The sequence below is a fragment of the Candidatus Nitrosocosmicus oleophilus genome, assembly GCF_000802205.1.
In the GTDB taxonomy this organism is placed as follows: Archaea; Thermoproteota; Nitrososphaeria; order Nitrososphaerales; family Nitrososphaeraceae; genus Nitrosocosmicus; species Nitrosocosmicus oleophilus.
Genome location: NZ_CP012850.1, coordinates 1,253,220 through 1,278,612, shown reverse-complemented (window position 1 = coordinate 1,278,612; position 25,393 = coordinate 1,253,220). Strand labels below are relative to the sequence as shown.

Genomic DNA, 25,393 nt, shown 5'->3' with positions numbered 1-25,393 from the left:
AAATTTCATTAACCGAAATACTATCGTTCCTATTCTTCTGTTCAATAGTAGAAATGTATAAAGATATAAAGTAAGATAAAAAAGTCGCTTTACTCAATTCATCATAATGATCAAGTTTTTCATCTGATTTGAGATGACTTTGCATCACTTACTATCAATTTTAATTAATATAAGGTTTGTTCATAATCCCGTAAATTACGAATATAGGCGTAAGATGGATGCGTATAATACGATTAGGAAAGAAATTGTCAAATTGAAGGCTTCAAACCATAATGAATAATAACGTAAAAGGCGCACAAGTATTAAGGATTGAAAATCAAGAATATACCGGTTGACCTGATCGATGTAGCAGATGAAAATGTCCGCAAGAATTTTTCATTTGGAAAAGATTCAAGCGATCAGTTAATGAAAGAACATCTAGCTAAATTTGAATTACTCCAACCGGTTGTGGTACGATTTGACAATTTTACTAAAAGATATAAGTTACTTATCGGAAGGAGAAGATTTTTAGCCCTCCACAATAAAGGAGAGAAGGAAATTCCAGCAGTTATTACAAAATTGAAGGGTGCAGAGGCAGAGGCAGCCTCTCTGTTTGAAAATCTAATAAGAAAAGATCTCTCCCCTTTAGAAAAGGCAAGAATGGTAAAAAAACTGGTAGAATCGACAAAGTCTGGAATCACAGGGGTATCTCGCTTATACGGGTTACCAAAAAGCACAATTAGTGAATGGCTAAGCATTCTTACCCTTCCAAATCAGATTCAGGAAAAAATAGAAAATTGTGAAATTACACTTTATGAAGGTATAAAAATAGCAAGACAGCCGACTGAGGTTCAGATAAACTTGGCAGATATCGAGCCCGCTGCATTAAAAGAAGAACTCATTCGGTTAGGGATAAAAAGGGGCGCTCCCAAAGGACTACTAACAGTAAGATTAGTTTTTAATCCTTCTAAAGAAAAGGATAGAATATTGTGGAACTCTTTAGAGGAAAAGGCAAAAGAGAAGGGTTATGAGGTAAATGATTTTGTAAAAGAAATAATCCTAAACTATCTAAAAAAAGGTAAATAATTATCGGATTACCAACACAGGGCATTTGGAATGACTGATTATTCCTGAGGCGATGCTTCCAACTAACATTTGTTTAAATTTTGATAATCCTCTCGAACCCATAATAACTAGATCAATGTTATCTTTTTGTATAAATTGAACAATTGTTTCTACTTTTGAATTTTTTTCATCATCTAAAATAGCAATGGTACTCTTAATACCCTCTGTTGTAGCCCTCTCTTGAATTGGTTTTATCCATTTTTCAGCGTCCTGTGTTCTTGCCCTTTTATATCCATCAATCAAATTAGTGTCACCGTATCGCGCTCTCAACCCTATGACCCCGCCTTGTTTAATATGATCAAGGACATGTAAGAATGTAAGTGGCGATCCTTCTAATTTACACAGGTAGATTGCATATTCTGCTGCCTTTGAGGAAGCTGTTGAGCCATCGAAAGCCAATAAAATATTCTTAAATAGCATCTACAAATCAGAGAGGAACCATTTTGTCAATGACCCTAGAATAACTTACCTGTCCATCTTTTTCATGAATGATGAGATCCACTGTATATTGAAGACCGTTTAACAAGAATGTAACCTGAATATCCCATCCATCTTTTGGTTGAGACGTCTCGTCCATTTGTTCGCTGTGGGCTACAATTTGATCCTCAGAATAAGGAAATACTTCCCGTATTCTAAAATTTTCAACATTCGGTCCAAAGAGGGCATTTATTGCATTCTTTGAAGCATTTTCAATTTCAACTTTAGATGTTACAGTTGGCATGAAGGAATTAATAATTAATAACTATAAAAAAGTATTGCTAAAAAGGGGAATTTACACATTTGTTCCAAAAAACGAATACGTAATCTACTTTTATATTTTCAGAGTGAATTACAAATTTTTGTAAAATACATTTTTGATGTTACCATATATAAACTCCAAGAATAATAACAAGATATGTCCCATACTAAACTAATCCCTAATGATACACAGCGAACAAGCGGCAAAGAAGTTAGGAGTTATAACATTCATGCCGCTCAACTGATAAAATCTCTAATTGAAAGTTGCTATGGTCCTCTAGGAAATGAAAAAATCTATATTGACATAATTGGTGAATCGACATGTACAAAAGATGGTGCCACATTTCTCCGTAAGATTGATGTTCAACACCCCGCGGCTAAGGTGTTAATTGATGCAACTAATACTGTAGATAATGAAGTGGGAGATGGGACACTAACAACTGCTATAATTGCCACTACACTTTTGGAAAAGGCACAAGAGATGTTAGCGATGGACATTTATCCATCTACTATTGTTAACGGATACGATAAAGGGCTTCAATGTTCCCTAGAGACTTTGCGCAATATTGCAAGAAAAGTAAGTAGCAAGGATATGGCAATCATCGAGAAACTCGCACGGACATGTCTAGGAACAAAAGTCAGGCTTTCATCTGATCCGCAATCCGAATTAAACAATATTTTAGAAATTACCGTTAATGCGATCAATACGGTATATTCAAATAATAACTACCTTTTAGAGGCTGATGACATAAAAATTGAGGAAAAAATTGGTAATTTAGGAGAGAGTATTTTGATTGATGGGGTACTGATTGATAAATCAATAGATAGTGATCTCATGCCTAGATTTGTCAAGAATGCACGAATCCTATTATTAGACGAAGACCTGCAGACAAGAACGACAAAAACAGAGTCCCAATTATCTATCAATAGTCCAGAACATATGTATCTATTTAGGAAGGAAGAAAATAACATCACGAGAGACAAAATACAAATAATAATTGATAGTGGTATAAATGTAGTAATAAACCGTAAAGGGATAGACTTGGTGGCACAAGATCTTTTGGCCAAGTTTGGAATAATATCAGTCAAAAGAGTAAAAGAGAATGATCTTCATTGGCTAGAGAAAGCTACTGGTGGAAACCTGATAAAGGAATTGGATGTCGGAAACATACAAAGTAATGTAGGATATGCCAAAAATGTATACGAGAAGAAAATAGGGACTGATAAGATGATATTTGTAGAGGGATGTAATAATCCTAAAACAGTCTCAATTTTAATTAGAGCAAATTCGAAAATGATGTTAGATGAATATCATCGCGCAATTCAAAGTACTATTACCAGTCTGAGTAGATTTGTCCAACATCCATCCATTGTCATAGGAGGTGGATCTTGCGAAGCGTTAATGGCACAACAAGTAAGAAAAAGAGCTAACACGATTGAAGGAATGGAGCAAATAGTTTTACTTAAATTCTCCGAAGCATTAGAAGAAATTCCACTAATTCTTGCAAAAAATTCAGGGTTGAATTTGATGGATGCTTTTATTCAACTTAGACTAAATCTATCTCAGAATTTTAATACTAATAAAGTCAAATGGTTTGGACTTGATTCAGACGAAAGAAAAATATCTCAACTAGATTGGGATATAATCGAACCTACGATTGTAAAAGAGCAAGTCCTCAATACAGCCGTAGAAGTAAGCCGGCTTTTGATAAATATAGATGATATTATTATCAAAAAACCACTAATGAACACTCATACTCATGAGGATGGGACAGAGCACTCACATGCTGGTGGAGACAAAAAACATGATCATTACTTTGATAGGTTAGGAAAACAACAAAGGCCTCAACACCACTATTATTAATTTTTTATTAATTAGAGAGATACAAAAATGTGGAACATGTTGAGGTCATAGACGAACGTATCAAAGGCAGATCTCTGAAATTTTTTTCAGTAATTAACAACAATTTTTAGAAAATAAACAGGATATGATGCATTGTTGTTTAATTTTTACTAGTCAATATAGGCTTTATCAATCTTATATGATGGGAAATAACATGATCCGTACCAATTCTTATTTCAATTTCAATTTTTTTCATAAACTCCACTACTCCTATCATGACCATTTCTTCACTTAGTATCCTAGATAAATTTGTCCTGATCTCATCTATATCTGTACCCAAAAATAACTGATGTAATATACATCCGCAATAAAACCACATCGATTCATTTAGATTAATTCTTAATTGTCTTTTAATTTTTGCTTCAATAATCCTGAATGTATTAAAAAATATAGTCTCATCTAATTCATCTCTCAAAAAAATATTTTGATGGATTATTTGATGTGAAGAAAAGCAACGTACTCTGATTAGGAGCATTACTTTCTTTTGGGTATCTTTGCTTTAGGACCATCTCCAAAATCGTATGTATTTCCTTTACCACGATAAAATTTGGGTCGTACAGGCTTTCCTTCGGATTCACCCTTTTTGGTCAAAGATAACCCTGCCATTAATTCAACTATCAAACGATTTGCGAGCCCAGATGTGATACCTCCATTATAGGAATTAACGTCACTAACATCATAGGTTGGTGAAACCTCAACAAGATCGAATGCAAATCTATCTGGATCAAAAGAAGTTGATAATAGTCTCATTAGCTTCATCCCCTCCCTTGAAGTGAGACCATTAGGCTCTGGTTCACCGGTTCCTGGTGCGTACGCAGGATCAAAAGTGTCAATATCCCAACTAACATACACAGCATCAACATCGTCGTTTGCCCTATCCGCAGCCTCTTTGGCAATCTGAGCAATACCTAGTTCCTCCACGTCAAGCATCGTAAACCACTGAAAATCCTGATCGGCCATCCATTTGTACAGATCGGGTCCTGGCCAATACCCTCTAGGGCCTATCAGAGTATAATTTTTTCCCTTAAGGCATCCCAATTCCATGATTCGTCTAATGTGAGCTCCATGATCATATTTGAATCCACAAAGTCCTTGCGGCGCACAGTCAGCATGACAATCAATATGGATCATTCCAATGTTCTTATATTTTTTAGAAAGCGCCCGAACGTTTGCAAAGGTCACTGAATGATCTCCGCCCAAAATTATCGGTATAGCATCTATATCGAGAACTTCCTTAACTTTATTAGTCATCCGTCTATGAGACTCAATGACATCCCCTGGAGAGATATTAACATCACCGTAGTCAACTGCTTTAAAGACTCCAAACGGGTCGACCCCAGTTTCAATGTTAAAGTGTTCATAAGGCGGAGAAGGAACAGTAGATGCAGCTCGTATTGCTCTAGGGCCGTAACGAGTACCTGGTCTAATTGTGGTTCCAAAATCGAAAGGTTCTCCTACTATTGCTATATCAGGCTTTATCTTTTTCAATTCTTCATTTTTTTTGACATAAGGTAGTTTTAGAAATGTAGGTATGCCAACAAAAATGGGTTCGTCATTTCCCTTGTAAGAATCTCCATAAAATTCCATTCCCATATGATATCTAATTATTATATCTATGAATAATTAATAAATATTGTTAAGTAAACTACGTCTAAGAAAAAGTTCGACAACCGAAAATATTATGCTTAATTTTCATGATAATTACGTTCGACGTAGGTTACGTCTTTTCTTCCCATAATATATCATGTGTTAATCAGAGTGAAACAACCATACTTAATGAATAACAAGCCAAATTAATAGGCCTAGGGTATATAGATCAGTAAATTTCATTTTTTTAATCAATGTTTCCGAAATTATTTATCAAAAAGGAATCAAATAAAATAGTAGTCGATAAATTAATAATATTTATATATTTACTAATTAAATACCAATAACATTGGTTTTCATTGATGCTTACGGTATAGCAGTTCTCTCGTTCATGGGACTGGTCCTGTCTGTGGGAGTATTAACTTCCATGATGGTAAAAAAAAGTAGCAAAAGATATATGGTTGCAGGAAAGAGCCTACCGTTAATATTTGTAGGAACAATGCTTTCAGCGCAATCAATTGATGGCAACTCTTCTTTGGGTAACGTGGCGCTTGTTTATCAATTTGGTTTTTGGGCGGGAGCCGCGATACCAATTGGGTTGGCTTCTTGTTTGATAATAACAGGTATTTTCTATGCGAAAAGGGTAAACAAAATGTCTATGCTTACCCTTCCAGATTTTTATTATAGAAGATATGGTGTTGGTGCAGAGGGGATGTCATCCGTACTTTTGTCTTTAAGTTTCATAATATTAGTTGCAGGAAATTTTGCAGCAGGTGGATTTATCCTATCAACAGTCTTGCATATTCCACTTTTCTGGGGTATGCTAATTGTTTCAATGGCGGTTTTGGTATATACGTTTGCGGGTGGGTTATTTTCTTCCGCGTACACAGATATTTTCCAAGTGTACTTAACTATCGGAGCATTCTGGGCTGCATTTCTGTATTTTGCCTTTGGATTTGGAGGAGTGGATTTAGGTACTATTTTGTCTGCCACGCCAGAGAGTTATTTGGATTTATCTGGGTTAACGGATCCTAAAAACGGTGCTTTGCTAAACTGGTCAGCAATAATAGCATTGGGTCTTGGGGATGTAGTAGCACTTGATTTTATGGAAAGGGTATTTTCAGCAAGAGATGGCAAGACAGCTAGAAGAGGTGCATTCATGGCTGGATTATTAACAATTTCAATTATTGTACCTACAAGCATGATGGGAATAATCGCGTTATACATGATGCCCGGCATAGAAGATCCCTACACGGTGTATCCTCTACTTGCTATCAATCTCCTTCCGTTTCCAATAGGAGCTGCTTTACTAATGGGAGTCGTAGGTGCGTCGATGTCAACTGCTAACGGCGGTCTTCTTGCGATCTCAAGTGTTATAGCGCGAAACCTGATACAAAGAGATATCATTAGATCATTGTTCAAAAAACCCGGAATAGAGGATAAAAAGATGCTCATATTAACTCGATGTGTAACGATACCAGTAATGCTTTCAGGGCTTCTCCTCGGAGCTGCAATCCCTCGTCCAGGCATTTACTTAGTACTTGCATTTGATATAGTATTTGCGGGATTATGGGCTCCACTTACATTAGGTCTGTTTTGGAAGAAGGCAAACTGGCCTGCTGCAATCACATCAATTGTGGTAGGGTCCAGCCTAAGATTGATATTGTATTATATTACGCCACCAGAGTTAGCAGGAATAGATACTTTCATACCACCCATTGTATCGTTTGTTCTCTTCATAATCGTAGCATTGCTTACACAGAAGAAGGATCCAGGATACAAGAGATCCGGAGTTGTAGACTATGTACCCCCCGAGGAAGACGTTGTCAATGGTGAAGACCTGAAGAATTATGTACCCCCGACTAGCGAAAAATAAATCACCATTTATTTTATTACCCTTTTTTCAAAATAAGTTAATAAGCATACCAAAGTGAATAAAAATGATGCCTACGAAGGGTTATGCAACTATCGGGCTGAAACCATCTATACTAAACAAACTACAGAATTCCACAGATGAATATTACCCAGGAATGTTTCTTCCAAGTGCCCTAATAATCATGATGAATGAAATCAAACGTGGTCATTACTCGGTTGAAATGCATAATCTGAAAGTAGATTTTTCAGGAGTTTACACTTCGTTGACAATTAGGATGGATGTAAAAACATGGCTAAAAGAAAACTATGAAATTCATAAAGAGGACTACATGAGAAGGTATAAATTAAAAAATTTTACACAATTTGCAGGAATTTTTATGATAAATGTATTTGAATCCAAAGCTAAAACTAATAAATTCATTATAAGATTGAAAGAAGCAGATTTTCTGTGGCTTGAAGAAGAATATGAAAAACGCAAAGAAGATTACAAGAAGCAATTTGGAACAATTGATTTTGATAAGTTTGCCGATTTGTTCATTAAAGAATTATTTGAAAAACTAAATCAGGCCAAAAAAATTTTAACTATGGATTGATATTCAGTAATCCTGAATATGCTATTAAAATAAAATAATATTACTTCAACGGATTTTTTCTTATTTCTCGAGCATATTTTAAGGTCTTTTGCTCACGTTCTTGTATATCACGTTCAATTTCTGGTTGAAATTTATTCTTCACTAACCAAGTCACAAGTCCACAAATCCCTATGATTATCCCAATGGTCAAAGATTCGACTAACATAGTTAATTCTTTTTTAAGAAATCCAGCTAAATATATATATTTTGTAATAAACTTTCAATATTTCTTTGTCTATTTGTACATATTCTACATATATTCTAACAAGATTTATAAAACTTACAATTATTGTCACCTAGTGATACAATATTTTGATCAAATTGTATTGGAGTAAAAAATTTAGGACCGTCAAATGAATGAATGAATGAGGTTTGCTGGTTCTTATTGTTTCACCGACTTCTAAGAACACCCAATTACCAAAACAAAACGATGAGAAAATTAATGAATACCAGAGAATGAGTTATAATGTGAAACTTGCAAACGTTGAGATTTCTGATATACTTCGTAAGATTTCATTTCTCCTGGAGTTGGATAATGATATTGATAACAATAAGACTAATCTAAATTTCAAAAATAGAGCATATATTAAAGCAGCTGATCAAATTGATAACCTTCCGCTAAGTATTACATCCCTTTATGAGGAAAGAGGAATTAATGGATTATTACAAATTCCCTCCATTGGTAAAGCAATATCCTCAAAAATAGAAGAATATATTAAAACAGGCAAGATCGAATATTACGAAATATTAAAATCGAAATACCCCATAAAGGTAGACGATTTTGTAGGCTTAGAAGGAATTGGTCCCAAAACTTTGAGAGTAATAATCGACAAGTTACCCGTGAGAAGTCTCAGTGATTTAGAAAAAGCTGCTAGAGAAGGAAAGTTAAACGGGATCTCAGGAATTTCTAAAAAAAAAGAAGAAAGAATACTAAAGAGAATTGAATTACACAACATAGGCAAAAAAAGGCATCTACTTGGAGATATTTATCCATTGGTAAAGCAAATTGAAAAATACTTAACAAATTTGGAAAACGTTTCAATTGTAACAGCAGTAGGATCCTTTAGAAGAATGAGGGAAACCATAGGTGATATTGATTTTTTGGTAGTTTCAGACAATCCAGATAAAGTAATTAACTCTTTCGTAAATATGCCCGAAGTTAAAGAAATTTTAAGCAAAGGTGATACCAAAGCATTCATTAAACTTAATAATGGATTAGATTCCGATTTACTGGTCGTTCCTAAAGAAAGTTATGGAGCAGCATTACAATATTTTACTGGAAGTAAGGAACACGGAATAGCATTGCGAAGATTAGCACAGTCCAATGCACTTCGCTTAAATGAATGGGGATTATTTGATAATAAATCCAATCAAAAAATATCAGGTGAATCAGAAGAACAGTTGTACAATAAATTAGGGTTGGAATGGATCCCTCCAGAATTGAGGGAAAATAGAGGAGAAATAGAGATTGCAAAGAAAGGGTCAAAAGAATGGCAGGAAAAAATGAAAGGATTGCTAAAGTATGGCGATATAAAAGGAGACTTGCAAGTACATTCAAACAGTACGGACGGGAAAATGTCAATAGAAGAAATGGCTTATTTTGCAAGGACTAATTTTGATCTTGATTATATCGCCATCACTGATCACACAAAAAGCCTAAGAATTGCTAGAGGATTAGATGAGCAACAGTTACTCGACCAAGCACATAAGATTCAAGAATTTAATGATTCAATAAAGAGCGGTACTTTCTTTGTGGATCTAAATAAACATGATGAAGAAAAACAGGTGAATAGAAAAACAAGCAATAATGAAAAGAAGAGAATAAAAGGTGACAGGAATTTGGGTGACTTTAGAATACTTTCTTCAGCAGAAGTAAATATCCTTAGCGACGGTTCATTAGATATTCCCAACAACATTTTGGATAAATTAGACATAGTAGGTGCTGCAATTCACACTAATTTTTCTCAACCAATAGATGTACAAACAAATAGGTTAATTAAAGCGGCCCAAAATCCAAGTGTAGATATCGTCTTTCATCCAACAGGTAGAATAATTAATAAAAGAGATGGTTATCCCGTGGATATTCCGAAATTAATGACAATTGCAAAAGAAACTAACACAATTCTGGAAATTGATTCGCACTATAACAGGTTAGATTTACGTGATGAATACATAAGAATGGCAATACAGAATGATGTTAAATTAGTCGTTGATTCAGATGCTCATCACCCCCTGCATTATGCATTTTTGGAATTTGGAATAGGACAAGCAAGAAGAGGATGGGCAGGAAGAAATGATATCCTGAATACATTGCCTGTGTCAGAATTGCTCAAAAAATTGAAATAATAAATTACTCTCAAATTACATCAAGATAGACTTTTCGTAATTCTAAACAAATTTCCCGATCTATCAATTCTAGTTCCATCATTGTAGGATGTAAATTCAAATAAGATCATTAACAAATAGATTCAATCTGGAATGTATGGAAGGAACACCGAGGAGATAAAAAAACACATAACAGAAGGTTGGAAACAGATCTTAGGATCGAATTTTGATAACCTTTCAGAAAAAATCTCAGGTGAATCTCCACCCTCCGTATTCGTTAGTAGCTACTCATATCCAAAAGTAAAAGTAGGACCCCTATTTTCACCATTGCAAACCGATTCATCAATACTGGATCGTCCCGAAAAATGGGCAGGAAAGTCCATTGAAGAAATAGTAAGATACAAGCTATCTCTAATTAGGGGCACACATTCAATGCATGTAAAAACAAATTTGAATGCTGATCGTTATATGCAATCCCTTCAGGAATTAACTATGGCAACTAGATCTACTGAAATAGAAGTTGCATTTGAGAGAAAACCCAAATTGAATTTAGAAGAAATCTCATCAAGGGCGACATCGGATTCTGACACGGTCCAATTCGGGCTGGCATCAGAATTAGAGAGTATAAAGCTACCGTCAGATATTTCTAGTGACAAGAAAATTGAAAAGGCATTTTATGATTTTGATTTTAGAGCAAAGGAAGCAATCAACTATTTATACGAAGAAGGAATTGAGATAAGTAGAATTAGTAAAATCCTAAGTTTAGGAATGATTGGAATTAAAAAAAACAGAAAACTCGTACCGACCAAATGGAGCATCTCTGCAATTGATCAAACAATTTCATTAAACTTAATAAAAAAAACTGAAACCTTTCAGTCACTCGATCAGATTAGGATCTACAAGTACGTTCATTTTGGGAATTATTATTCCATAGTCCTGATTCCAGATGAATTATGGAGTTTTGAAATGCATGAAGCATGGATAGATAATAAAGGAGATGCGAAGATAGAAACAGATACCGAGGATCCAAGTGGTCTGAAGAACTATCCAAAAATAGGGGGATCTTATTTTGCTGCGAGGTTAGCTGTCATTGAATTCCTACATTATCAAAAAAGAAATGCATCAGTAATAGTCCTTAGAGAAATACATCCAGAATACAATCTCCCTGTCGGAGTCTGGCAGATAAGAGAGGGAATAAGAGAGGCTTTGAGAATGAACTACAACAAATTTGAAACACTGGACATGGCGCTATCTTTCGCTTGTAATAACTTAACCATATCAAAAAATGAATGGATTGGAAATAGCAGTATAATTAAAGCAAGAAAGAGTCATAGCAGAATATCCGATTATTTCGGTACATCCTAACATGAATATAGAACATGGAATAAGGCACTTTTATACCCATGAGATATTCGCCAGTCCTTTCGGCTTTATTTTACAACCAGAAGTACGGATAATAGAGATTAGAAATTATAGTTTGCAATGTAAAAATAAGACTTGCCTTGTATTGTGACCGCTGATAGCGCATCCGTAGGTATTTAATAAATATACTCAAGATCTGATAATATTCTAATATGGCTATAATATTACAATGTGAAAAATGTAGACAAATTAGTAAGAAGACTTATTGTGGAGAGTGTAAAAAGTCGATTGACTACTTTGAAGTTTTTGAATACAACGACGAGACAATCGTTACTGAGTCTAGAGAACCAATAGAAAGAATAAAGGCATATACATGGAATGATGTTTTGAATTTTGTCAGGAATAAATATTTTGAAGAAAATAGCGAGCTAAATATTAACTGTGAGAAGGATTTTGCTTATATAGAAAAAAAAGCGCTCCAAAATACTTCTAACATGAATTCTATGATCGATAAGTCAGGATATAGAATATTTCTAAACAAAGATATTCCAACAATTCTAGATAACTCATCAAGACCTGGAAAACTTATCACAGATATTACTTGAGGACTGGAAGATCCAAAATTGTTTAAAGCGTGATTTAAGGATAGAATGTTTCTAGATTTATAATTGATAATAGTCAATAAAAACTCTCACCTATTATCATAAAAAAATTCGAGTTTGAGAGAAACAACTCGAAACTCCAATGATCATGAATTTAGCTGCGGAGTTTTATGATGGGAATTATGAATACTAAAACCAATGTTCCGCCAAATAACCATGCCAAAGAATAACCAAATGATTTTACCACTATAGAGAATACAAAGGGAACCCAAAAAGCCCCAAGTAAAGATAACCCATTAACAAAACTAACAGCTAGAATTTCATATTTAGGTAAACCAAGTTTCTCCAAGGCTATTCTCCTTGCCAATGCATATGGAATTACAAATCCTCCTGATATAAAAATTCCAATTATTAATATCGAAGGTATCAAAAGATAAATATTAAGCAATGAAAGACAAATTATATTTGCTGAAATAACTATACCACATATGAGCAACAATAATATATCATTATTGAAATTATTTTTTCGAGTTAATTTATCATAAATTCTACCAATAAAAGGAGCAAAAATAACATTCACAATCATCGTTGACCCCCCAATCAGACCCGCAATTGAAGATGCAATATCAAGTTCGACTTTAAGAAACAGAATGATGAAAGTAGAGACTAAATTCCAAGCAATTTGAAATCCAAGCAATGATAATCCCACATAAATCATATGTTTATTCAACATGATAGATTTGAGGTCATCAAAATTAATCGTGAATTTAGCCTTTTGATCGCGGTTTTCTCTGTTCAGGTTAAAGAATCTAAAAAAAATGAAAACTTTTTCCTTAAAAGAATGGCTAGATAAATTACTGGTACGGTCATAATATTTTATCTGTAGAGCATATAGCAAGAACAATCCACTGAGTATTCCCAAAGTTCCACTTATTACTAGACTTGTTCTCCAACCAAGAGCCTCCGCAATGATGATCCAGCCGAATATTCCAATAATTCCACCCAACGAATGAGCGGAATTTAAAATCCCTACACCTAGCCCACTTGATCCTTTCCCCAAATATTTTGAAATCAGAATGACACTAGGACCAAAGAAAAATGCCATCCCTACTCCTACCAGAAATCTTAGAATTACTATTTGATATAGCTCTGAACTCAACCCTGAAAGAAGTGAAGATATAGACAACAACATTGTTCCAAAAAATATCATAAATTTTGCATCGTATTTTGCCGACAGTATTCCAGCTGGAATCTGAAAAAGGCCAATCCCTATTAGAAATCCAGAAGTTACCAATCCCAGCATTGAAACATCCTGTCTAAAATCATCTAAAATGAGATAAAAAATAGAAGAAATATTAAACCAATTTACGGCGTATATGGTCCTAGCAAGTATTATTGAGGCGACAGGAAGAGAAAATACTTGCTTTAGTGAAGACATACATTAGTAGACCATGGATTGACATATTATTACTGTTCGGATCAACAATTGATCAAAACCGGAAAATTTTCAATCCGAGATTCAAAAGTAAGACAAAATTTGGTAACTAAAATTGTTTTAAGAGAGAACACAGTCAATTTATCTTATTAATCATTTCTTACATTCTGAAATTCCAAGTATAGCGTATTCGTCAGGTTCACTAATTTTAGTCTCAAACCCTTGATCATCATCCACCCAGTCATGTCATATATATAAATTTTCTACAGAATGAAAGCGAATAACCAATTATGCGGATAACTTCTTGTATTCCTATTTATGCAGGAATATATCATTCAATTCTGATATTATAATAGGGTGTACAGACGAAGTTCAGAAGATAGGTTGTATTAGGGAAAAAAGCAAAGAATCCAGTTCGAAATATTTTTAATAGAATCACCATTTGATCAACTGTTAAGTTATTTCCTACGTATGTTAAAGTACATATAAGATCCAAATTAAAATATTAGTATGGAATGTCCCACATGCCAGAGCCAATTTCATTCTAACATGCGTAATACGCTGGTTGGAAAAAATAAAAGAAATGCTAGTATTTTTGTCTATTTTCAAATATGTCCGGAATGTGATGAACCTATTATCGGTATCAAAGAAGCCACTAGAGGAGAAGTATATATGAACCCCAACAATACTGAGGATTTATCCCTATTGAGAAAAGAACAGAGAAGGTGAACGCATCGACATTAAATACAAGAAGTACTAGAGTTTACCACTCACCCTAAGTAGAGATATAAATGAAATAGTGTTCAATTCCATGGATAGCAAAAATAGTAAAGATGAGAAAGAAATTGATTAAGAAATAATATTCTTAGACATCATAGTAAAACATGAATTGATTTATAACTGATTCATCGTTACCTATTTCCACAATTTCCTTAGTTTTAAGATCAGTATACGTACTGATTAAATCATGGTGAAAACAAAGGTTTAGATAATTTGAATCACTTTTCAACGAAGATAACGCTTCCTCCAAACTTCCAGGCAGAACACCTATTCCAAGATCCTTCCTCCTTGAGTCGGACATTTTGTAAATGTCTTCACTAATTGGGTTCCCTGGTTCAATTTTTCTATTTATTCCGTCCAATCCTGCTGCAACTATGGCAGAGAAAGCAAGATATGGATTTGCGGAAGGATCAGGGGCCCGGTACTCAATTCTTTTTGAGTTGGAACTCTTTTTCTCGTTGACTGGGAGTCTAACTACGGCAGATCTATTCCCCCTAGCCCATGCAATATAAACCGGTGCCTCAAATCCAGGTATAATTCTTTTATAAGAATTTACAGTCGGAGTCACTATTGCAGATAATGATCTCGCATGATCTAAAATACCGCCTATGAAGTATCGCCCAGTTTGGCTCAATTCGGCGTAATTATCAGACTCGTCATAGAATAAGTTCTCATTCTTACCTGTTGATTTTGACCATAAACTTATGCTTACGTGCATACCTGATCCATTATCACTATTTTCATTGTTCAGTGGATCAAAAATTGGTTTTGGCATAAAATTTGCGATCTTGTTGTATTTTTTTGCTACATTTCTTACTACATCTTTATAAATCTGAACGTTGTCGGCGGATTGAGTCAAGTAATCATGCATAAAATTGATTTCAATTTGGCCACTACTAGCTACTTCGTGATTCATATTTGTGACGTTGATATCATAATATTGTTTCAATATATTAGCAACCTCAAACCTAAACTCAATCAAAGAATCTTGAAAAGTAGGAACATCATACCCAGATTTTTTACGTATAGGATATTTCCCAATTCCATATTGTTCTGAAGATAGGATTGAAACATCTTTTGCACGATTCTGACCGTTTATATTATTACTTGCATGACTATTCTTTTCCATATCAAATATTATTTGATCAAATACAAAGCATTCAACTTCAGCACCTATTTGACATGCAATCTGACTCACTGCAAGGTGATCCTCTAAAGTTTGTGAAACGCTTCGTGGATCTTTTCGAGATCTACCCTGATCAAATCCATTATAAACATCAGCAATAACAGTCATTATTTCATAGCTTGACAAAGGTATTTTCCTTAATGTTTTCCTATCAGGAAACAGCATCATATCAGACTCATCTATAGTTGAAAAACCATTTACTGAAGAACCATCCAACCCTATCCCCTTTCTAAAAACATCCTGAATCAATTCTTTATCGATTTGAATGTATTTTGCGAGAAACTTGCCTATAAGATCAGTATATCTTATCTGCATAAAGTCTCGATCGGCAGATTCAGCGGTAATTCTCCCAGTCATAGTAGCATCATTCAAAAAACTTTTTCCTCAACAACCATAATACTTTATAGGATAAATAATTTTATGACGTCTATTCGCAGCAGAAATTAGAACAAATTAAGTCTCATTGATTATTGTTAGTAGAATATAATGGTGTTAATTAACTTGGAGGTCTACCAAAATCAAATTAAAGGAAACTTGCAAGAAAAACAACATTCCATGGGAGCTACGAAGACAAATTATCCGATGGATAACAAATACCAAATCAAATCACCACCAGTAGTTGCTCTTTGGTTTGAAATCAATTTTCTTGTATAAATTAGACTTGCTGAAACAGATTGTCATTTCTCCTTACAAAACCGCTGACAAAAGAATAGTCATTTCAATTATCTAGATGTTTATCTATTAGAATCTATGGAAAAATACGTTCTCCTGTATACTTATCAATGATAAAAATTGCTTTAGTAGGACAAGTTTTGGCTGCATCAAGTATAGTTTCGAAATCTTCGGCTGTTTCTGAAATTACTATTGCTTTTGGATTTATTCGTCTGTTCTTCTCAACTACAAAAACCTTGGGAGCGAGCGTTTCACAACTACCGAATGCTAAGCAGAGTGATGGCTCGACAATTATGCGATATCTACTTTCTAAGAAAGTATTATCTTTTTCTACCGATGCATCTTCATTTTCAGGATTTAATCTATTTTCAAAATTTGTGTCGACTTTATTATGGTAGCTTTCAGTCTCACTGTTCAAGTCATCTGAAACAGTATAGACTTCCCAATTATCTTGATTAGAAGATGAGTTACCTTCACGATTTTGGTCAGAACGGGCCAATTTTCTCTGAATCTCTCCAACAAGAGATTCATCATATTGTTGCCTTTTTCCTGGATCGGATAGAATTTCAAATGCGATATTAATATTCTTCATTATATCATCAGATACTGTTGAATTCCTGTCGGGATGGTATCTCCTTGCAAGTCGTCTAAACGCACTTTTTATCTCCCGCTGATTGGCATATCTTGATATCTCCAGGACCTCGTAATAATTAGCACCCTCCAACCAGTTTTTCTAAGTAATATATCTTTTCAATTTTATATATACATACTTGATTGTTTTTGCAGATTCTAGTCACTATTATCAACAGGTTAGATGAGAATTTGACATAGAAAGGAACATTGGGATAGAATCGATGTAGTCTTATTCATGAAGATAGCAAACAACTATCGATCGTGATATGTTCTTTCCTATAACATGGTAACAATAATTTATCTGATTTTTCTGATTACAATCAATTCATCATTATTGACCAGGAGCATTAAACTGCTATAACAGCCAACCACAGAAATTAAGATAGTGGGTTAGAATTTTTCATAGAATAAAAGTGAAGGAATTGTTTTAGGCTTAAATCCTATATGTGCGACCTTTGTTTTAGAATTTGCCATTTGATACCCATCGTATCTAATTTCTTTCGTAGGCAGACAAATTCAATTTTCTTGGTCCTGAGTATGTCATTGTAAGCAATGAGATATCGCAGTATTGGAAACAGATTTTGAAAAATATGAGATCTGCGCCAAGGAGCAGGCTACAATTGCCACGAACATGCTTAAACGCGCTTTGTGAAAGTCTATCTTCATATTTCTTTGCGAAGGACTATTTATTTCTCCATGTTATGAACGAATAATTCAGATTGGATATTCTACAATTTAGGTTGTAAATACAGGTGTCATTATCAAGATTGGATTACGAATAGATTAAGAGGCAATATTAAACAAGTTCATATAATATTCAATCTAATTCTTAATCTCCCTGAAACAAAAGATTATTCAATACCAATTACTCATATATACGTGAAATCGAAGTATGGCAAAATACGGAAACTCTGGCAGGCCCAGAAGGGGCGTATTATCACGCGTAGTAGGGCGTGTAATGATAGGTTTTGTCATCCCCTTTGTTTTGAAGAGGATTCAGCGTCGAGTTATAAAGGAACAAATGTCAAGATGTAACCGCTGCAATAGAAAAATGGATATGATTAAAAAGAATGAATACTATTGTAAATACTGTAAGATCATTAGGATCGATGATGGGGACTTATAACTAGTAGGTGCGGACATATTTTTGTGTATTATTTATTACAAGAGTATCATATTGAATCCTGAGTTAGGTGGATCTAGCTTTTTAAATCGCTTTAATCAGTTTTCGAAAAGATGAGACGACATTATCATATATGTAAGTAAAAGGATTGGATAATATAACAACGAAAAATAAGATATAAGAACAAGAGTCGTCTTTGTTTCTACGACACCGGTTTTGTTGTTCGAGATTTTAGATCATGATTTACGTTAAACATCGTTATTATATCGTGAAAGTTTTCATTTGGTGAAAATCTACAGAGTGTGATCCAGCTTCCACGAAGGCGCACTTTGATTTCGCATATGCCATCTAAAGGAGGTGAAACAGATTCCACATCAAACCGACGTCTTAATTTTTCTTCTAATTTGGTCCTTATCGGTTCATCAGCCATTATCAAAATTTTTTGCATGTTTATATCTCAGAAAACGTCAACGATAGAATAAATTACATATCGACATAAAAGAATCCTTGTCCGAATATTTTTGAAATGATGAAACGAAATGATGTTTGATTCTAAGTATGGAAGGCAATTATGCAATATGAATCAATTCTCTATAAATAATTTCCTAAGATGAACAAAGAAGTAGAGCGTATATTGTCAGTCAATTCTTAAAGAATCAATCATAGAGTTAATATCCATGATATTTTGCGACTTTTCAGTTTCCCCAACTGTATAGCCTACAACAAACGCATTGGAATCATTAACAAACAAAATTTGTGTTTGTAAGTACGGATCGCTTGTAGAAGTAACATTATATTTTAACCCGCTCATATTACCAAGTGAAATCGGAAGGTTATCTGACAATTTGATTGTAGAATCCGTGAGCAATGAATTTCTCGTTAAATCGGTATACTTTTCAATAGGTACAGGGAAAGGAAGTAATTCTGACAATATCAGGAATGAAGATCCATCTAGAGATTCTGGAAGTAGTAAAACTATAGGTTCAACAAGTTTAGGATCTTGATTCAACCCATTATCCATGCCACCGTCATTTCCAAGCATCGCATCAGCGTATTCTTTACTTGTTACTTTCCAATCTGATGGATACTGAAAAGTAATCCCTGTACTCGGATCTTGAAAGGTGGTTTTTGTCACATTTGTTTGTCCTAAGACTACCGGAAAAATGAAAAGAAAAGAGATAAAAAACAAGAATAAAGGAAGTATAACGATTTTTGTGAACAATACAAGTTACCTAAAGACAGCTATCACTTATTCTTTTCCATACCTAATGATGGAGCATCTCAATGAGGCATTTCACCTTTACTTTAAGATCGAAGTAAAAGAAACTAATTTTGTAAAAACACTAATTTGAGGTTCTCACCTTTTCGATCGTAAAGGCTTTAAAAATTCATGCTCATAATACAAACACGCAAATTTCTCGAATTCTGACATTAGGAGAGGTGGATTGTAAATATAACAACCAAAATCCGAAGGGCCATGGATTACCTTTTTCAACATGTACAAGTATTGCCATGATATATATTCAGATGAGATAAAAATTGCAATACTAATAGGTATAATATGTTAGAACGTCCCGCTAAACGAGGCAAAAGGATAGGGACAGTCAATTAAGATTACCTTTGGAGACTGCACAGACCCAAAACCCTCAAATAAAAAGGATATTAGAGCTAAGACAAAATTTACTTGTCAAATCTTTGGTTTTCTGTGAAGATGAGTAACCTTCGTAGGTAGAACAAGTGGCAATATGTCATCGTTTTCAATCCACACAATACAGGATATCCAAGATCCGATGACAAGATATCAACAATGTACTAAAATTACGTTTAAATCGCACTATGTTTTTACAAAACCATGGCTTCTAAAGCTGACGATATAAATAAGTCATCCAAGACCGCTACCCTAAAGGTAGCTGAAGCAGAACAACGAGATGTTGGACGAAAAATAGCCCGCGTAGATCCCGATATTGCCGAAGCATTAAATATTGTTAGCGGTGATGCGTTAGAATTATCATCAATTGGTAGGAAGACTACCGTTCTAAGTTGGCCAGCAAAAGAGAGTGACAGAGGCAAAGGTTTGATCCGTATGGACGGGTTTATCCGAAATAGGTTGGATGTCGGTATTAATGACTTAGTTGAAATCAAAGTTGTAGAATCAAAAATAGCAAAAGATATAACATTTGCTCCTACTGAACCCCTGCGAATAATGGGTGCAGAAGAATATCTCACTGAATATCTAAATGGAACTTTGATGACTAAAGGCGATACAGTCCCCATAAGTGTAATGGGTAGAAGAATAGATTTGGTTGTAATCTCTACCCACCCATCAGGTCCAGTCATAATTAATGATACGACTGAGATAGTGGTTTCGGAAGAGTCTTCAAAAGCAGTTCAGATTTCCCAAGAGGGTACGGCTGCATCAATTACATATGAGGATATAGGTGGATTGGGAGATGCAGTAGCGAGGGTTAGAGAAATGATAGAGCTCCCTCTAAGACATCCAGAATTGTTTAAGAGATTAGGTGTAGAAGCACCAAAGGGAGTGCTATTACACGGTCCACCTGGAACAGGGAAAACATTATTGGCAAAAGCCGTAGCAAACGAAACAAATTCCAATTTCTTTACAATTGGAGGACCAGAAATAATGAGCAAGTATCATGGTGAATCTGAAGAAAGACTTCGTAATGTATTTCAAGAGGCGGAAAAGAATGCACCTTCTATAATATTTATAGACGAAATTGACTCAATAGCGCCAAAACGGGAGGAAGTTACCGGTGAAGTTGAAAGAAGGATTGTGGCTCAACTGTTATCTTTAATGGATGGGATGAAATCAAGAGGGAAAGTAGTGGTAATAGCTGCTACAAATCGAGTAGATGCCATTGATCCTGCGTTAAGAAGACCAGGCCGTTTTGATAGGGAAATCGAAATTGGAGTTCCCAACAGGGATGGGCGGTTGGAGGTATTACAAATACACACAAGAGGAATGCCTCTAGATAAGGATGTTGATTTACAAAGGCTAGCTGATATTTCTCATGGTTTTGTGGGAGCTGATTTGCAGGCACTTGCTAGGGAGGCAGCCATCCGCGCCCTGCGTAGAGTTCTACCCGATATAAATCTCTCCAGCGAAAGCATACCCATTGATACTTTAAGAAAGATTATAGTTAGAATGCAGGATTTTATGGATGTAATTAAGGAAACAGAACCCTCAGCCATGAGAGAAGTGTTTGTAGAAGTACCGGACATAAAATGGGAGGACATAGGTGGACTATCCCCCATAAAACAAGAGCTTCAGGAAGCTGTTGAATGGCCACTAAAATATTTGGGAATTTTTACCTATGCTGATGCTACCCCTCCAAAAGGAATTTTGTTATACGGTCCACCAGGCACAGGTAAAACATTAATGGCAAAGGCAGCAGCAAATGAAAGTGAAGCAAATTTCATAAGTATTAAGGGGCCAGAATTGCTTAGCAAGTGGGTAGGAGAATCAGAAAAAGGAGTAAGAGAGATATTCAGGAAAGCTAGACAAGCTGCTCCATGTATAATTTTCTTTGATGAACTGGATGCTATAGCTCCAACTAGAGGCGGAGATCATGGAGATTCCCATGTAACTGAAAGGGTAATCAGTCAATTTCTGACCGAGATGGATGGCCTCGAAATACTAACGAACGTAGTAGTAATTGGAGCTACCAATAGACCTGACATAATAGACCCAGCATTATTGAGGCCAGGGAGATTTGATAGAATACTTTACGTACCACCACCTGATCGGGAATCAAGAATTCAAATTATCAAGATTCATACAAAAAAGAAGCCGTTAGGTGAAGATTTCAATATTGAAGATTTAGCTGATAAAACGGATGGATATACAGGCGCTGATATAGCCTCATTATCATCTGCAGCAGTCATGTTGGCATTAAGAGAACATATAACCAAATATCCAGATTCCAAGGAGGCGGAGAAACAAGCAAAGGATTTAAAAATAAATATGAAGCATTTCGATGATGCCATGAAAAAAATAAGACCATTATCAAAGCAGGAAGTAGACATGTATAAGAACGTGGCAAACAAATTTGGAAAAGTGGAGTTATAGTCCACAGGATTTTATAAAGGAACACTATCCTTATTTGTAGTACCGATATTGCCAGGCTGAATAAACTCTAATCTTAGTCGGAAAACAAAGGTAACAATGATTACTAATCGTTCCTTGATTACAGTCATTCTGAGTTCAATTCCCATGACTAACAACAGAGTCATATGAATTTATTAAGAACTAGTTCAAATTCGAGACCCTAATTGTTGTAATATGTACTTTTATGAGTATTAATATCGGCGCATGGATGACTCCATATCTAGCAATTTCTGAACTCTCTTTTCGATCGGTGGATGAGTTGAAAAGAGTTGCGTAAGAGTGTCACCTGAAATTGCAGGGATTATGAAAAATGCATTGTAGCCTTCTATGTGTTTTAACTCCTTTGATGGCACTTTATGCATAGTTCCACTAATTTTCAATAATGCATTAGCCAAGCTGGCAGGCTTTCGGGTCATTTGGGCAGCTCCCCTATCAGCAGAATATTCTCTGTATCGAGAGATGGCCCTGATTATCAGAAAACTTACTATCCAAGTTACTAATGAAACAACAATTATGATTACGATAGAGCTTCCATTATTTCGATCCCTTCCGGCACCATATATTCCTCCAAAAAATCCGAATTGCATCATTTGCCATGCTATGGTTGAAAACAAACTAGCGAGTGTTATTACCATTACATCCCGATTTTTTATGTGTGTTAATTCGTGCGCTAAAACTCCTTCTAATTCATCTTGATCTAATATTTCTAACAATCCAGTAGTAACAGCAACAACAGAACTGCGACGACCTTTGCCTGTAGCAAACGCATTTGGAATTCGGTTGTTCACCACAGCAATCTTGGGCTTGGACATATTATTATTTGATGTTATATTTTCCACAATAGAGTGCAAGCTTCCATATTGTTCCTTGGTAACTATTTTAGCTCCAGTACTCCATAAAACTATTCTATCTGCAAAAAACCACTGGCCCAAAATAAAAACTGCCGAAATTATCATTATTGGAAAAAAGCCCAGGCCAAAATACGCCAAAACTGTGATAAAAATAATGTACAAAAAGGCCAATATACTTAAGCAAATAATTATTCTTATCGTTATACCAGTATCCCTTTTCCTCCAAGAACTCTCCATTTTCTTATCCATATTTGGATGATTTGCTATTTAATCATGATATTTTTTATTCCGTTGTTCACCCCACTAGAAAATGAAAAAATACAGTGTTTGAAATTCTAGTACTTTGTAGTTAAATGAAAACCCTTCATATAACTCAAAATAACAAACTAGCTTGTGATTGTTGATAAACTGATCTTGATATGTGTAGTTCTTCTCTAGAAAACCTAGGATTCTCCTTGGCGATGTTAGGAAGTTGTTAATAACCCTTATCTCTCTAGATTACTCTGGATATGGAAATTCAAGGAAACGTGCAGTCTCTTTGCCAACCTGTGTCCCAAAAAAATGACTTACAAGGTATAAAGATAACCTTATGCCTGAAGCAACCCCTGCAGAAGTAAATATAGTTCCATCGATTGTAAAAATCACATCTGTTTGTATTTGTGCCTTTGGTGCAGAGTCACGTAGAAAATTAAATGTTCTCCAATGAGTAGTAGCTTTTTTTCCGTCCAAAAGTCCCGCTTTTCCAATTAGACTCGATCCCGTACATACTGATGCGGTCAATGTGGATATTGTAGATAGTTTTGATATCTTTTGGAGCAATACAAGGTTATTTACTTCTCTTCTTGTACCCCATCCACCCGGTATGACGAATAAATCTAATTTTGGACAATCATCAAAAGTAAAATCTGGAGTTAGTTTTAATCCTCCTATTGCTATGACAGGTGTTTTTGATTCCGATAACAGCACAACTCGAAATGGTGATGAGGTTTCATATCTTTTGTTTTCATCAAGACGCGTCATCGAAAAAACTTCAAATGGACCAGCAACATCTAAAACCTCTACGTCGTCAAATATCAAAATCCCTACAGTCTTTATGTCAGAAATTTTTTTTTCCGTTGTAGATAACATATCTAAATATATTATAATGTCACCTTTATTTTTCATTATAGAATTAAAGATTTCAATGAATTAACAGATTTTAGACACATGATTATTAAAAATAATCTAGGACATGAAGTTCTATTTAGCCTGGCATATACTATTATGCCAAGCAATTGCTAGAATTTTGTATTCTTAATGATATAGGATCGGTTTCAACCAGACAAATGATTATTTATTTATACAATACATACGGACTAGTACCATGAAAGTCCAAGCCTTTGCTGCAACTAGATCGGGATCAAAATTAAAGCCTTTTGAATATGAGCTAGGACCACTCAAACCTGATGAAGTCGATATAGATATTGAATATTGTGGGATCTGTCATAGCGATTTACACATGCTCAAGAATGAATGGGGGATCACAAAATATCCATTTGTCCCAGGACATGAAATCGTTGGAAAAATTTCAGCCGTTGGAAAAATGGTAACTCATCTAAAAAAAGGTCAACGAGTTGGAGTCGGATGGAGATCTCGTTCATGTCAGACATGTGAACAATGTTTGAGTGGTTATCATAACCGATGTTTAATTGGAGAAGATGTAATTGTGGGTAGACATGGCGGATTTGGAAACAAGGTTCGCTGTCAAGCCTTATGGGCTTTTCCACTCCCAGATAACCTAGATATCAAAACAGCAGGTCCACTCTTTTGTGGCGGTATCACAGTATTTAACCCCATAGTTCAAAATGGGATCAAGGCTACAGATCACGTTGCTGTGGTAGGAATAGGAGGGCTTGGTCATATGGCGCTCCTTTTTCTCAATGCATGGGGATGTGAAGTTACGGCTTTCTCTACTAATCCTAAAAAAGAGCAAGAAGCTAGGAATTTTGGGGCACATCATTTCATAAATTCAAATAATGTTGATAATTTAAATTCATTGGCAAATAAATTTAAGATGATTCTTGTAACTGCAAATGTTGAATTAAATTGGGACGCCTATATCAATACTCTTGCCCCAGGAGGAAAATTGCATATAGTTGGAGCCGTCCCCCAGGTAAAGGCTACGATGTCTCCATTGATTTCTCATGAAAGATCGATAGGAGCTTCTCCTACGGGGGGCCCTGCGGTTATCTTGAGTATGCTCGAATTTTGCACACGACATCAGATAGGGCCACTTGTTGAGGAATATCCATTGTCTAAAGTTAATGAAGCCCTTGAGCATCTAGATGCGGGAAAAGCAAGATATCGTATAGTTCTAAGGAATGATCTTGCCTAGTCAATGGGGGAACAAATCTCATTTTTATCTTCGGTATTGTTATTCTATTCCAATCAAAGTTTAACCCACTCTAATACATTATAGT

At 35.1% G+C, this 25,393-nt stretch carries 24 protein-coding genes; 12 read left to right on the top strand and 12 right to left on the bottom strand.

All coding sequences use genetic code 11. The features are described 5' to 3' along the window. Positions 1-309 precede the first annotated feature (309 nt). Entirely contained in the window at positions 310-1,065 is a 756-nt protein-coding gene (locus NMY3_RS06130) for a ParB/RepB/Spo0J family partition protein (protein WP_196818034.1), read from the top strand. Here NMY3_RS06130 and NMY3_RS06125 read toward each other — a convergent pair whose 3' ends face one another. Further along, positions 1,066-1,524, bottom strand: a complete 459-nt coding sequence (locus NMY3_RS06125; protein WP_196818033.1) for a universal stress protein — start codon at positions 1,522-1,524, stop codon at positions 1,066-1,068. It lies immediately after the preceding gene. 7 nt (positions 1,525-1,531) lie between these two features. After that, entirely contained in the window at positions 1,532-1,825 is a 294-nt protein-coding gene (locus tag NMY3_RS06120) for a hypothetical protein (protein WP_196818032.1), read from the bottom strand. A gap of 174 nt (positions 1,826-1,999) precedes the next feature. On the opposite strand from NMY3_RS06120, the gene thsA reads away from it, so the two are divergent. Beyond that, on the top strand, positions 2,000-3,706 hold the full coding sequence (gene thsA / locus NMY3_RS06115; RefSeq protein WP_196818031.1) for a thermosome subunit alpha: 1,707 nt from the start codon (positions 2,000-2,002) through the stop codon (positions 3,704-3,706). 139 nt (positions 3,707-3,845) lie between these two features. Here the strand turns inward: thsA and NMY3_RS06110 are convergent, their stop codons facing one another. Both NMY3_RS06110 and NMY3_RS06105 read right to left on the bottom strand, forming a co-directional pair. Next, positions 3,846-4,025 (bottom strand): hypothetical protein, encoded by a 180-nt coding sequence (locus NMY3_RS06110; protein WP_196818030.1) that lies wholly within the window; start codon positions 4,023-4,025, stop codon positions 3,846-3,848. 194 nt (positions 4,026-4,219) lie between these two features. After that, entirely contained in the window at positions 4,220-5,338 is a 1,119-nt protein-coding gene (locus tag NMY3_RS06105) for an agmatinase family protein (RefSeq protein WP_196818029.1), read from the bottom strand. Between the two features lie 385 nt (positions 5,339-5,723). Here NMY3_RS06105 and NMY3_RS06100 point away from each other — a divergent pair, with 385 nt between their 5' ends. Then, positions 5,724-7,208, top strand: coding sequence for a sodium:solute symporter family protein (locus NMY3_RS06100; RefSeq protein ID WP_196818028.1), 1,485 nt, complete (start codon positions 5,724-5,726; stop codon positions 7,206-7,208). Between the two features lie 64 nt (positions 7,209-7,272). Continuing rightward, positions 7,273-7,800 carry a hypothetical protein gene (locus NMY3_RS06095; RefSeq protein WP_231100358.1) on the top strand — a complete coding sequence of 176 codons (528 nt, stop codon included), beginning with the start codon at positions 7,273-7,275 and terminating at the stop codon, positions 7,798-7,800. Positions 7,801-7,840: 40 nt separating this feature from the next. On the opposite strand, the gene NMY3_RS06090 is transcribed toward NMY3_RS06095, so the two are convergent. After that, positions 7,841-8,005: a hypothetical protein gene (locus NMY3_RS06090; RefSeq protein WP_196818026.1), complete on the bottom strand. Its 165-nt coding sequence runs from the start codon at positions 8,003-8,005 to the stop codon at positions 7,841-7,843. Positions 8,006-8,211: 206 nt separating this feature from the next. On the opposite strand from NMY3_RS06090, the gene NMY3_RS06085 reads away from it, so the two are divergent. The 3 genes from NMY3_RS06085 (at position 8,212) to NMY3_RS06075 (ending at position 12,131) form a co-directional block, all read left to right on the top strand. Further along, a complete protein-coding gene (locus NMY3_RS06085) occupies positions 8,212-10,185 on the top strand; it encodes a helix-hairpin-helix domain-containing protein (protein ID WP_196818025.1) in 1,974 nt (657 codons plus the stop codon). Between the two features lie 132 nt (positions 10,186-10,317). After that, the gene (locus tag NMY3_RS06080) at positions 10,318-11,529 is read left to right on the top strand and encodes an Nre family DNA repair protein (RefSeq protein WP_196818024.1); all 1,212 of its coding nucleotides are present in this window, start codon (positions 10,318-10,320) and stop codon (positions 11,527-11,529) included. A gap of 209 nt (positions 11,530-11,738) precedes the next feature. After that, positions 11,739-12,131 carry a hypothetical protein gene (locus NMY3_RS06075; protein ID WP_196818023.1) on the top strand — a complete coding sequence of 131 codons (393 nt, stop codon included), beginning with the start codon at positions 11,739-11,741 and terminating at the stop codon, positions 12,129-12,131. A gap of 151 nt (positions 12,132-12,282) precedes the next feature. Here the strand turns inward: NMY3_RS06075 and NMY3_RS06070 are convergent, their stop codons facing one another. Next, positions 12,283-13,566 (bottom strand): MFS transporter, encoded by a 1,284-nt coding sequence (locus NMY3_RS06070; RefSeq protein ID WP_196818022.1) that lies wholly within the window; start codon positions 13,564-13,566, stop codon positions 12,283-12,285. A gap of 546 nt (positions 13,567-14,112) precedes the next feature. Here NMY3_RS06070 and NMY3_RS06065 point away from each other — a divergent pair. Further along, the gene (locus NMY3_RS06065) at positions 14,113-14,292 is read left to right on the top strand and encodes a hypothetical protein (protein WP_196818021.1); all 180 of its coding nucleotides are present in this window, start codon (positions 14,113-14,115) and stop codon (positions 14,290-14,292) included. A gap of 136 nt (positions 14,293-14,428) precedes the next feature. On the opposite strand, the gene glnA is transcribed toward NMY3_RS06065, so the two are convergent. Beyond that, entirely contained in the window at positions 14,429-15,901 is a 1,473-nt protein-coding gene (glnA, locus tag NMY3_RS06060; protein WP_196818020.1) for a type I glutamate--ammonia ligase, read from the bottom strand. A 114-nt stretch (positions 15,902-16,015) separates the two neighbouring features. On the opposite strand from glnA, the gene NMY3_RS06055 reads away from it, so the two are divergent. Next, complete coding sequence (locus NMY3_RS06055) at positions 16,016-16,183, top strand: hypothetical protein (RefSeq protein ID WP_196818019.1); 168 nt, start codon at positions 16,016-16,018, stop codon at positions 16,181-16,183. Positions 16,184-16,277: 94 nt separating this feature from the next. Here the strand turns inward: NMY3_RS06055 and NMY3_RS06050 are convergent, their stop codons facing one another. The 3 genes from NMY3_RS06050 to NMY3_RS06040 form a co-directional block, all read right to left on the bottom strand. Beyond that, positions 16,278-16,925 carry a ferredoxin gene (locus NMY3_RS06050; RefSeq protein WP_196818018.1) on the bottom strand — a complete coding sequence of 216 codons (648 nt, stop codon included), beginning with the start codon at positions 16,923-16,925 and terminating at the stop codon, positions 16,278-16,280. A 1,234-nt stretch (positions 16,926-18,159) separates the two neighbouring features. Then, entirely contained in the window at positions 18,160-18,405 is a 246-nt protein-coding gene (locus NMY3_RS06045; RefSeq protein WP_196818017.1) for a hypothetical protein, read from the bottom strand. A gap of 189 nt (positions 18,406-18,594) precedes the next feature. Further along, on the bottom strand, positions 18,595-19,092 hold the full coding sequence (locus NMY3_RS06040) for a hypothetical protein (protein ID WP_196818016.1): 498 nt from the start codon (positions 19,090-19,092) through the stop codon (positions 18,595-18,597). Between the two features lie 28 nt (positions 19,093-19,120). Between NMY3_RS06040 and NMY3_RS06035 the strand changes: the two genes are divergently transcribed. Both NMY3_RS06035 and NMY3_RS06030 read left to right on the top strand, forming a co-directional pair. After that, positions 19,121-19,309, top strand: a complete 189-nt coding sequence (locus NMY3_RS06035) for a hypothetical protein (protein WP_196818015.1) — start codon at positions 19,121-19,123, stop codon at positions 19,307-19,309. A 500-nt stretch (positions 19,310-19,809) separates the two neighbouring features. After that, a complete protein-coding gene (locus NMY3_RS06030; protein ID WP_196818014.1) occupies positions 19,810-22,044 on the top strand; it encodes a CDC48 family AAA ATPase in 2,235 nt (744 codons plus the stop codon). A 230-nt stretch (positions 22,045-22,274) separates the two neighbouring features. Here the strand turns inward: NMY3_RS06030 and htpX are convergent, their stop codons facing one another. Continuing rightward, positions 22,275-23,171, bottom strand: a complete 897-nt coding sequence (gene htpX, locus NMY3_RS06025) for a zinc metalloprotease HtpX (protein ID WP_231100357.1) — start codon at positions 23,169-23,171, stop codon at positions 22,275-22,277. A gap of 261 nt (positions 23,172-23,432) precedes the next feature. After that, on the bottom strand, positions 23,433-24,098 hold the full coding sequence (locus tag NMY3_RS06020; RefSeq protein WP_196818012.1) for a DJ-1/PfpI family protein: 666 nt from the start codon (positions 24,096-24,098) through the stop codon (positions 23,433-23,435). Positions 24,099-24,297: 199 nt separating this feature from the next. Between NMY3_RS06020 and ahr the strand changes: the two genes are divergently transcribed. Further along, positions 24,298-25,308: an NADPH-dependent aldehyde reductase Ahr gene (ahr, locus tag NMY3_RS06015; protein WP_196818011.1), complete on the top strand. Its 1,011-nt coding sequence runs from the start codon at positions 24,298-24,300 to the stop codon at positions 25,306-25,308. Positions 25,309-25,393: the final 85 nt, after the last annotated feature.